Origin of the sequence: Pedobacter sp. (assembly GCF_045628745.1) — a bacterium.
Lineage (GTDB): Bacteria > Bacteroidota > Bacteroidia > Sphingobacteriales > Sphingobacteriaceae > Pedobacter.
Genome location: NZ_JAZQPU010000310.1, coordinates 1 through 2309, shown reverse-complemented (window position 1 = coordinate 2309; position 2309 = coordinate 1). Strand labels below are relative to the sequence as shown.

2 protein-coding genes and 1 tRNA gene are annotated in these 2309 nt (G+C 38.6%); all 3 read left to right on the top strand.

The annotated features are described in order from the left end of the window. The first annotated feature begins 32 nt into the window (after positions 1-32). Complete coding sequence (locus ACR2F7_RS11420) at positions 33-443, top strand: OsmC family protein (protein ID WP_432713691.1); 411 nt, start codon at positions 33-35, stop codon at positions 441-443. A 54-nt stretch (positions 444-497) separates the two neighbouring features. Continuing rightward, positions 498-1880 carry an exonuclease domain-containing protein gene (locus ACR2F7_RS11415; RefSeq protein ID WP_432713690.1) on the top strand — a complete coding sequence of 461 codons (1383 nt, stop codon included), beginning with the start codon at positions 498-500 and terminating at the stop codon, positions 1878-1880. An 87-nt stretch (positions 1881-1967) separates the two neighbouring features. Further along, a tRNA-Arg gene (locus tag ACR2F7_RS11410) sits at positions 1968-2041 on the top strand. Positions 2042-2309 lie beyond the last annotated feature (268 nt).

Sequence of the window (2309 nt, the reverse complement as noted above, 5' to 3'; positions counted from 1 at the left end):
TTCAAAACAAAAGTTAACATAAAAATAATACAATGAGCAACCAACAAATCACGGCAATTACAGAACTGGACCGATCAACTTACAAAACCAAAGTTTATGCAGGCGGACACTTTATTTATGCAGATGAACCAACAGAAATTGGTGGTACCGATGAAGGCATGCAGCCCGCAGCCCTCTTACTAGCAAGCTTAGGCAGTTGCACAGCAATTACCATCAGGATGTATGCCGACAGAAAGAACTATAACTTAGAAACTATTAAAATTGAATTAGCTATTGCTCCGGAAGAACAATTAGATAAAAGTACCACTATTACCAGAGTGATAGAATTTACAGGGGAATTAACGGAGGAGGAAATAGCAAGACTGTTACAGATTGCTGACAAGTGTCCTATTCATAAAATACTAACAAACCCTATAAAAATAGAGACTTCAGTAAAAAATTAAAAACAGTTTACTAAATTTGTTAGTATCTTTACAGATAATTTAACCCTGATACTGATGCTATTTGCTGTTGTCGATATAGAAACCACCGGAGGCTTTGCTTCTGGGAATGGTATAACTGAAATTTCAATACAAATTCACAACGGCGAGATGGTGGTTGAGCAGTATGAAACTTTGATTAATCCAGAAAGTTTTATCCCGCCTTATATTGAAGCCCTAACAGGAATAAGCAATGATATGGTGGAAAATGCACCTACATTTGCCGCAGTAGCTGAACAGATATATGCACTTTTACAGGATAAAATATTTGTAGCACATAATGTCAACTTTGATTATTCTTTTGTAAGACATCATTTAGCATTGGCAGGTTTTGACTGGCAAGCGAAGAAAATTTGTACAGTAAGGTTAAGTAGAAAGATATTCCCTGGTTTTGCTTCTTATAGTTTAGGTAAACTCTGTACTTCTTTAAACATCAATATTGAAAACCGCCATAGGGCCGGTGGTGATGCCGCTGCTACAGCAATTTTGCTAGGTTTACTGTTGAAGGCTGATGAGGACGGTCATATTCAGCAATCCTTAAATAAGAGTTCTAAAGAGCAGGTACTGCCGCCTCACCTTTCCAAAGCTTCCATTGATAGGCTTCCACAAAAGCCCGGTGTTTATTACTTTAAAGACCAGAAAGGCGGCGTTGTTTACATTGGAAAGGCGAAAAATATCAAGAAGAGGGTGTGTTCGCACTTTAGTGGCAATAACACTGGGCCGCAGCGACAGGAGTTTATGAGGAGCATCCATCACATTGACTTTGAAATTTGTGGCACAGAATTAATGGCTTTTATTTTGGAAGCGACAGAAATTAAAAGACTCTGGCCTGCCAATAACCGCGCGTTGAAACGCTTTGAACAAAAATATGCCCTTATTTCTTATCAGGATCAACAGGGATATTTGCGTTTAGCTATTGATAAATACCATAAAATGGTGCCCTCCCTTTATAGCTTTAACAACCTTACTGATGGTCACCTTTTGTTACGCCTGCTGATTAAGGAGCATTTACTGTGTGAGAAGCTCTGTTTTATCCAGAGTAAAAGGATGGCTTGTACAGGATATGCCTTAGGCACCTGCACTGGTGCCTGTATAGGTAAAGAATCTGCTGCTGCTTATAATGTAAGGGTAAAGTATGCCATTAAACAGCTTGAAACACAGCTTCCCTCCTTTGCCTTGATTGACGATGGTAGAACGGAAGATGAACAAAGTTGCCTTTGGGTAGAAAAAGGACAGTTCTTTGGAATGGGTTATGTGTCGAATTATAGTGACACCAATGATTTGGAGTTGCTGAAATCTGCCATTCAGCCCTATCCTTCCAACGATTATATCCTGCATTTGATCCTTTCTTATGCCGAAGCGAACCCTTCAAAGAAGCTAATGATAGATTTTCAGCCTTAAAATCAAGTTCTTACGCCTTTTTTGCAATAAACTCTTGTTGGTTCAATGCATAAAACCTATCTTTGTCGCTCCTAGGAATAGGGAAATGCATCCATAGCTCAGCTGGATAGAGCAACGGTTTTCTAAACCGTAGGTCATAGGTTCGAATCCTATTGGGTGTACTGATAGGCCTTTAAACATGTTTTAAAGGCCTATTTTTTTAAATTTTTCACAACCTATCGCCAAATAGGTTGCTATTTAAAAATTAGTAAAAAATGGTATTCTGTGTTATTGCAACCTACTGCAACCTATCATTATTATACCCTTTTTATGAGAAAACACTCCTCAACTGCCATTACAGAGCTTCCGCTCGAAACCTACATCACCACTTCTATTGTTATCAAATCCGCTGTTGTTAAAGCAGATGGTACCTCGCCTTTATTTCTAAGT

Coding starts and splice junctions, on each gene's coding strand:
- ACR2F7_RS11420 (WP_432713691.1), top strand. CDS start 33: ATGAGCAACCAACAAATCACGGCAATTACAGAACTGGACCGATCAACT.
- ACR2F7_RS11415 (WP_432713690.1), top strand. CDS start 498: ATGCTATTTGCTGTTGTCGATATAGAAACCACCGGAGGCTTTGCTTCT.